This is a genomic window from Streptomyces sparsogenes, from assembly GCF_001704635.1.
Taxonomy (GTDB): domain Bacteria; phylum Actinomycetota; class Actinomycetes; order Streptomycetales; family Streptomycetaceae; genus Streptomyces; species Streptomyces sparsogenes.
Genome location: NZ_MAXF01000236.1, coordinates 21,520 through 28,272, shown reverse-complemented (window position 1 = coordinate 28,272; position 6,753 = coordinate 21,520). Strand labels below are relative to the sequence as shown.

Below are 6,753 nucleotides of genomic sequence, written 5' to 3'. Positions count from 1 at the left end.
CAGGGCTTCATGGTCGGCGACCCCGACCACTGCATCGAACACGTACAGCGATACGCCGACATGGGCGTCGACGCCCTCGTCCTACGCGTCGACAGCCTCCCCCACGACCAGCTGATGCGCTCGATCGAACTCTTCGGCAAGTACGTCATCCCCCACTTCAAAAACCCCCGCAACGTCGTCCGCCCCGCCGACGACGTACTCGCCGACATCCGAGCCGCACGCCCCGCCCACGAAGAAGCACTCCGCCAGTTCAACGACACGCACAACCTCGCGCAGAAGGAGACGGTTCGATGAGCGACCTCTACCAGCACGGCACGGGTGACATCCTCGTCGAACGCAAGGACAACGGCGTCCTCCTGATCACGATCAACCGGCCCGACCGGTACAACTCGCTCACCCTGCCGATGTTCGAGGAGATGAACCAGATCTGGGCCGACGTCGAGCGCGACGAACAGACCCGGGTCGTCGTCATCACCGGGGCCGGTAAAGCCTTCTGTACCGGGATGGACGTCGCTCAGCCCGATCCCACGCCCCAGGACGCGCTCGCGATGCTGGAGACCGAACGCAAGCGGGTGGCGACGATGTTGCGCATTGAGAAGCCGATCATCTCCGCGATCAACGGTCCCGCGGTCGGCTACGGGTTGTCGACCGCCCTTCTCGCCGACATCAGCATCGCCGCGGACGACGCGGTGCTGATCGAAGGCCACACCAAGGTCGGCGTGACCGCCGGCGACCACGCCGCCCTCATCTGGCCGTTGCTTGTCGGCATGGCCAAGACCAAGTACTACGTGCTCACCTCCGAGAAGCTGACGGGCGCCGAGGCCGAGCGGATCGGGCTCGTGAGCCTGTCCGTTCCCCGCGAACAGGTGCTGCCCCGTGCCCTGGAGGTCGCCTCCCAGCTGGCCCGCGGTCCCCAGCAGGCGCTCCGATTCACCAAGCGTGCGCTCAACGCCTGGCTCACCAACGCGGCGCCTCAGCACGAGCTGTCCGCGGCACTCGAGATCCTCGACTTCGCCGGTGCCGACTACGCCGAAGCACGCCAGGCTTTCCGGGAGAAGCGCCCCGTGGACTTCCCCTCCGCTCGCGCCGCCGGCGGACCGGCGAACTGAGGGAAGGCGAGCATGAGCATTGCCTCGCACAGCACAGCGCCCAGCGCTGTGCAGGTGTCCGACGAGGTGGACGGCGTGGTGGTACTCACCCTGAATCACCCGCCGGCGAACGCGCTCAGCAACTCGCTCGTCAGCGAGCTGACAATGACGCTGGAAACCCTTGCCGGCGGCCCCCGCACCCCCGCGGTGGTCTTGACGGGAGCTGGTGAGCGCTTCTTCTGCGCGGGTGGCGACATCAAGGAAGCCGTCGGCTTCGGGGCCGATTCGATGGTCGAGCGGATGGCGTCGTTCCACGCGCTGCTCTGCGCGCTGGAGGACTTTGCCCGGCCGCTGGTGTGTGCGGTCAACGGCTGGTGTGTCGGTGGTGGCATCGAAATGGCGCTGTTCGCCGACATGGTGTACGCGTCGACCGAGGCGCGTTTCGTCTTCCCCGAGATCAACCACGGAATGCTGCCGGCCGTGAAGGGGATCGCTCGAGTGCGCGAGGTCCTGGGCGACCGCGCGGCCCGGCGCCTCCTGCTGAGCGGAGAGCCCCTCGACGCGTTCGACGCGCGGACGATGGGCATCGTCGACCAGGTGGTCGAGCAGGACGACCTGCTCGCGATCGCGATGGCGGACGCGCGGGCGGCAGCGGCGAAGCCACCTGCCGTGTTCGCGGCGCTGAAACGGGCCCTTCACTCAGGAACTTCCAGTTGGCCGGTCGAAGAGCAGCTCCGCGTCACGGTCGCCGACGCGCGCACGGTCTTCGACGACCCTGCCGCCCGAGCCGCCCGCGAGGGATTTCATGGTTGAGCGACTTCAGGGGCTGGACCCGGCCGCCTTCCGCTCGGCGTTGGCGCGCTTCCCTTCAGGCGTGACGATCGTGACGACGCGAAGCGCGTCAGGGACGCTGCACGGGTTCACCGCGAGTTCCTTCGCGGCGCTGTCGCTCGATCCGCCGCTCGTCCTGGTGTGCCTGGACCGAGGAGCGGACTGCTCCCCCGTCTTCATGGCGGCCGAGCGGTTCATCGTCAACATCGTGACTCCCGCGCACGCCGAGCTGGCGATCAAGTTCGCGACAAAAGGTGAAGACAAGTTCGCGTACGGAGCCTTCGAATTCAACGAGAGCGGTCACCCGCTACTGCCCGATGCAGCGGCAGTGATCCATTGCGAACTGGAGCAAGCCGTACCCGGTGGAGATCACGTCATCCTCATCGGCCGCGTACACGACGCGCGGACAGGCAGCGGCAAGCCGGTGACGTGGTACCGAGGTGACTTCCTGCACCTCGGGGAGAGCGCCGCATGAATCTCATCGGGCCTGGGCTGTCGGCTCTGGAAGAGAGGCCTTGTCATGGATCTGACTAATTTCGAGCCGACCCGGACGCTACCGGGGCTGCTGCTCGATCGCGCGGACAGGGAACCCGACGCCGTCGCGCTGCGTTACTGGCGTGACGGGGTTATGCAGGCGATCACGTGGCGGACGTACCGGGATCGGGTGCGAGATCTCGCGCTCGGCCTTGTCGCGCAAGGTGTGCAGTCCGGCGATCGCGTGGCGGTGATGAGCAGCGCACGCCCGGAGTGGGTGTTCGCCGCGCTGGCCGTGCAGAGCGTCGGCGGGGCCGTGATCGGCGTCTATCCGACCAACTCACCTGCCGAGATCGAGCAACTCCTCGCACACAGCGAGGCCGTCGCCTTCATCGGCGAGACGACGACGGAACTCGGCAAGGTGGCGGAGGTCGCCGCACACACACCGAAGCTGCGGCTCGTGGTCGGGATCGAGGCCCCTCCGCCGGAGCTACCCGAGGTGATCAAAAGGACAACCTGGGAAGCGCTGTGCGACGAAGGAACACAGTACGCCGACGACAGCGCCGATCCTCTGTCCGCGTTGGTCGCCGGCGGATCCCTCGACGATGCCGCCGTGCTGTTTTACACGTCGGGGTCCACGGGAGTCCCGAAAGGCGTCACGCACTCGCACCGCACGCTTCAGCACTCGGTTCAGACCTTCATCGGCCTCTACCCGCAGCTCCTCAGCCACGAGCACGACGCCGTGGGCTTCCTGCCGTTGGCCCACGTGGCGCCGGCGCTGGTGTCGGTGTTCGCGCCGTTGCTCTCACGGCTGGTGGTCACATACTGCCGCATGGGTGACTACGAAGATGTGTTGCGCTTGGTGCGGCCGACGGCAGTGCTCTGGCCGCCGCGGTTCTACGAGAAGATCGCCGGCGAACTGATCGCACAGACGGAGGCCTGGCCGCGACTTCGTCGCTACGCCTATGACGCCGCCATGTGGGCCGGCCGCAGGGTAGCCGAACGCCGCTGGTCCCGTCGCCGTCCGTCGGTACTGTTGCGGATCGCGTACGCTGCCGCACTTCGTTGGGTGTTCCTGCCACTGCGGGCAACCGCCGGATTGGATCGCATCCGGGTTGCCTACACCGCGTCTGCCGCGATGCCCGAAAGCGTCATCGCGATTTGGCAGATCTGGGGGCTCGATCTTCGCGAGAACTACGGTCTCACCGAGACCGCCGGGTGTCCCATAGCCCATTTCGCCCAGCCGTTCCCTCGTCCGGGCTTCATCGGCAGGGAATTCCCGGACCCACGGTTCCAGGTGAAAGTCGCGGACGACGGCGAAATGCTGCTCCGCGCGCCGCTGCTCTTCGCCGGATACTGGCGCAACCCGGCGGAAACCGAGGCTGCTTTCGAGGATGGCTGGTTCCGCACCGGTGACCTGATGGAGCGCACACCTCAGGGGAACATCCGGCTCATCGGCCGGAAGAAGGACGTGATCATCACCCGAGGCGGCAAAACGATCCATCCTCAGCCCATCGAGACCCGGCTGAAGGAGAGTTCGCTGATCAACGAAGCGATCGTCGTGGGCGACGGCCGCAAGTACCTCACCGTCCTGCTCGAGCCGAGCACAACCGCAGGCGCTCGGTCGGCAGAGGCGCTGGCCGACAGCCTGCGAGCGGAGGTCGCTCGGGTCAACGCGGACCTCGCGCGGGTAGAGCAGTTGAAGGACTTTCGCGTTCTGCCGCGGTCCCTGGAAGTCGAGCGCGGCGAGCGGACTGCGAACGGCAAGATCAAGCGCAATGCCGTCGTGAGTTCGTTCGCAACGTTGATCGACGACATGTACGGCGCGAACGACGACGTGGCGATCGCGAACCATGTGCGCTCGAGGCCGAACTAGGTGGTTGATCACATGGAGATCGCGTGAGGTGAGATCGGTCCGCAGGCGTGGGAGGAGGGCGTTCAGCTTGATGTGTGAGCGAAGAACCGAACACCCTTCTGATGGCACTCCACGTGTTGATCAACGACCAGGTGGTCGTATCCCGTGCCTGCCGTGGCCATCAGCCGTTGTTGTGTCCACCCGAGTCCACGGCGGCAAGAGGCGGAGCCATGCCGACGCCTGACCTGACGCTGCAACAGCTTCGCGCAGTCCGGACACTCGCCGCATCCGGCAGTTTCACGAAAGCGGCCGCAGCGGAGCACATCTCTCAGTCGGTCCTCAGCAGAAGGATCAAGGAAGTCGAGCGTCTGCTGCGGGTGCGGTTGTTCGACCGAACCACTCGGCAGCTCCACATGACGGCCGCGGGGCATGCCTTTCTCCTCATGACGGGCGCCGTCCTCGACGACATGGACATGCGACTGAGCCGCTTCATGTCCTATGTAGCGGCCCAGTCCGGAACCATCGCCGTAGCCGCGCTTCCGTCGCTCGCAGCGGCTGTGCTGCCGGACATGATGCGCGGCTTCATGCGGGATCACCCCGAGGTGGAGTTCGAGATCATCGACGGGCCCGCGGATGAGGTCGCCGAACGCATCGAAAGCGGGACCGTCGAACTCGGCCTGACCGCCCACGGTGACCTGCCGGACGGCTTGTGCTTCACACCACTGCTGCGGGAACGGTTCTACGGCGTGGCGCACCACAGCCATCCTTGGGCGGCGCGGAGTTCCCTCTCGTGGGCGGACTTCAACGGTGAGACCGTGGTCGCAACGCGGCCCGGAACCAGCATCCGAGCGATCACCGACGCCGCGTTCAACAGGTACTCGATCTCGGTGAGCCCCCACTTCAATGCCTGTAGCGCGGCGACGATCCGCGGGCTGCTGAGGGCCGGCGTGGGCGTGGCGGCTCTGCCGGCCTTTGAGTTGCAGGGTTTCGCCCTGGATGATCTCGTCGCGGTACCCGTGGACTCTCCGGGAGCAACCAGGGTCACCGGCGTGATGTACCGCTGCTCTCAGGATCTCTCGCCCGTAGCGGCTCGTTTTTTGGATTTCATGCACACGGCCGAGATCAATACCCCGCGAGGAGTGTCCCGCGTTCCCGAAGGCCACACCGGCGGACTGCCGGGTGGCCTTCGGCAGGCATGAAGGGTGCCGGTATCCCGATCAGGCCGTGCTTGTGCATCGCAATTCGGTAACAGAGGCTCTTTCGCCTGTGTCCGCCCGTAGGGTGATCAGCCTCGCCGGGACCAATAGGGGGGTGCCCGGCACGAATCATGGGGGGCTCATGATCCACGCCCGTACTGCCGCCTGCGCTGTCGCCGTCGCCGCGGCCGCCGGACTCGCTCTGCTGCCGGCCCAGGCTCAGGCCGCCGGCTCGGTGCACCTCTACAAGATCTACTATGACTCGCCCGGCACGGACACCCGCTCCAACGCGAGCCTGAACGCGGAGTACGTCCAGATCAAGAACAGCACCTCGCGTGGTGTCAGCCTCAAGGGCTGGACCGTCTCGGATGCCGGCAACCACCGCTACACCTTCGGCTCCTACACCCTCGGGGCGGGCAAGACCGTGACCGTGCGGACCGGCAGCGGATCCGACACCACCTACACGAAGTACCAGGACCGCCGCGCCTACGTGTGGAACAACACCGCCGACACCGCCACCCTGCGCAAAGCGAGTGGCACCAAGGTCGACACCTGCTCCTACAACAGCAGCCGGTACGACTACAAAATATGCTGACACCATCGTAAGCCGCGCGGCGCGGCGCGGTGCCCAGCCCGGCACAGGGCCAGAGCACCGCGCCGGCTGCTGAGCCTTCTGCCACGGAGCGCCCGGCGCCGCTGAGCCGCACGCCCGGCTGCCGCAGCGGGGGCCGTGGCCGGGCCGGAGTTCGTCGAGGTCGCGCTCCGGCAACGGAGCTTACGGCGGCTGCCCGGCCAGGCCCCGGCGGGGCGTCAGGCCGTCGGCCGGGACAGGGTGCTGCCCGCCCTGGCGCGCGTGGCCTCGACCGCTTCCCACTCCTCGATGCTGAGGTTGGCCAGTGCGGCGGGGAAGACGCCGTCCTGTTCCTTGAGGATGTGGTCGCGCAGCATGGCCATCGCCTCCATCAGCCGGTCCGGCCAGGTCGGGTCCGCGGGCGTCACGCCGTCGGCGGCCTCGGCCAGCACCGTTTCCACCTGCCGGTGCTCGGCCTCCAGAGCGGTGATCTGCTCGGGGAAGTCGCCGGCCAGGGCCGGGAACAATCCGTGCTCCTCCACCTGGGTGTGCGGGCCGAGCACCCTCGCGATCTCGCGGGCGATCTCCGCCATCCGGGCCGCACTGCCCTCTTGGTGAGCGGTGCGGAGGTGGCCGATGAGGCGGACGACCTCGTCGTGCTCCCGGGTCAGTTCATCGATGGTCGTCAGCGACTGGCAGCCGCAGTACTCGCACACCGAACTTCTCCTTCTGTTCACA

At 66.9% G+C, this 6,753-nt stretch carries 7 protein-coding genes and 1 pseudogene; 7 read left to right on the top strand and 1 reads right to left on the bottom strand.

The window, feature by feature from the left end:
- From BBH68_RS38555 to BBH68_RS38525, 7 genes and pseudogenes are all read left to right on the top strand, one after another.
- Window positions 1–294 (top strand): annotated as a pseudogene (locus tag BBH68_RS38555) (hypothetical protein); the annotation flags it as partial.
- On the top strand, window positions 291–1,109 hold the full coding sequence (locus BBH68_RS38550; protein WP_065968565.1) for an enoyl-CoA hydratase/isomerase family protein: 819 nt from the start codon (window positions 291–293) through the stop codon (window positions 1,107–1,109). The pseudogene BBH68_RS38555 and the gene BBH68_RS38550, both read left to right, overlap by 4 nt.
- Before the next feature lie 12 nt (window positions 1,110–1,121).
- The gene (locus tag BBH68_RS38545; protein ID WP_065968564.1) at window positions 1,122–1,901 is read left to right on the top strand and encodes an enoyl-CoA hydratase/isomerase family protein; all 780 of its coding nucleotides are present in this window, start codon (window positions 1,122–1,124) and stop codon (window positions 1,899–1,901) included.
- Window positions 1,894–2,394, top strand: coding sequence for a flavin reductase family protein (locus tag BBH68_RS38540; protein WP_065968563.1), 501 nt, complete (start codon window positions 1,894–1,896; stop codon window positions 2,392–2,394). The genes BBH68_RS38545 and BBH68_RS38540 overlap by 8 nt, the downstream gene beginning before the upstream one ends.
- 45 nt (window positions 2,395–2,439) lie before the next feature.
- Window positions 2,440–4,269 carry an AMP-dependent synthetase/ligase gene (locus BBH68_RS38535; protein WP_065968562.1) on the top strand — a complete coding sequence of 610 codons (1,830 nt, stop codon included), beginning with the start codon at window positions 2,440–2,442 and terminating at the stop codon, window positions 4,267–4,269.
- 74 nt (window positions 4,270–4,343) lie between these two features.
- Window positions 4,344–5,447, top strand: coding sequence for a LysR family transcriptional regulator (locus tag BBH68_RS38530; protein WP_079151491.1), 1,104 nt, complete (start codon window positions 4,344–4,346; stop codon window positions 5,445–5,447).
- A 139-nt stretch (window positions 5,448–5,586) separates the two neighbouring features.
- A complete protein-coding gene (locus BBH68_RS38525) occupies window positions 5,587–6,039 on the top strand; it encodes a lamin tail domain-containing protein (RefSeq protein WP_065968560.1) in 453 nt (150 codons plus the stop codon).
- A gap of 215 nt (window positions 6,040–6,254) precedes the next feature.
- Here the strand turns inward: BBH68_RS38525 and BBH68_RS38520 are convergent, their stop codons facing one another.
- Window positions 6,255–6,731, bottom strand: a complete 477-nt coding sequence (locus tag BBH68_RS38520; protein ID WP_065968559.1) for a hemerythrin domain-containing protein — start codon at window positions 6,729–6,731, stop codon at window positions 6,255–6,257.
- Window positions 6,732–6,753 lie beyond the last annotated feature (22 nt).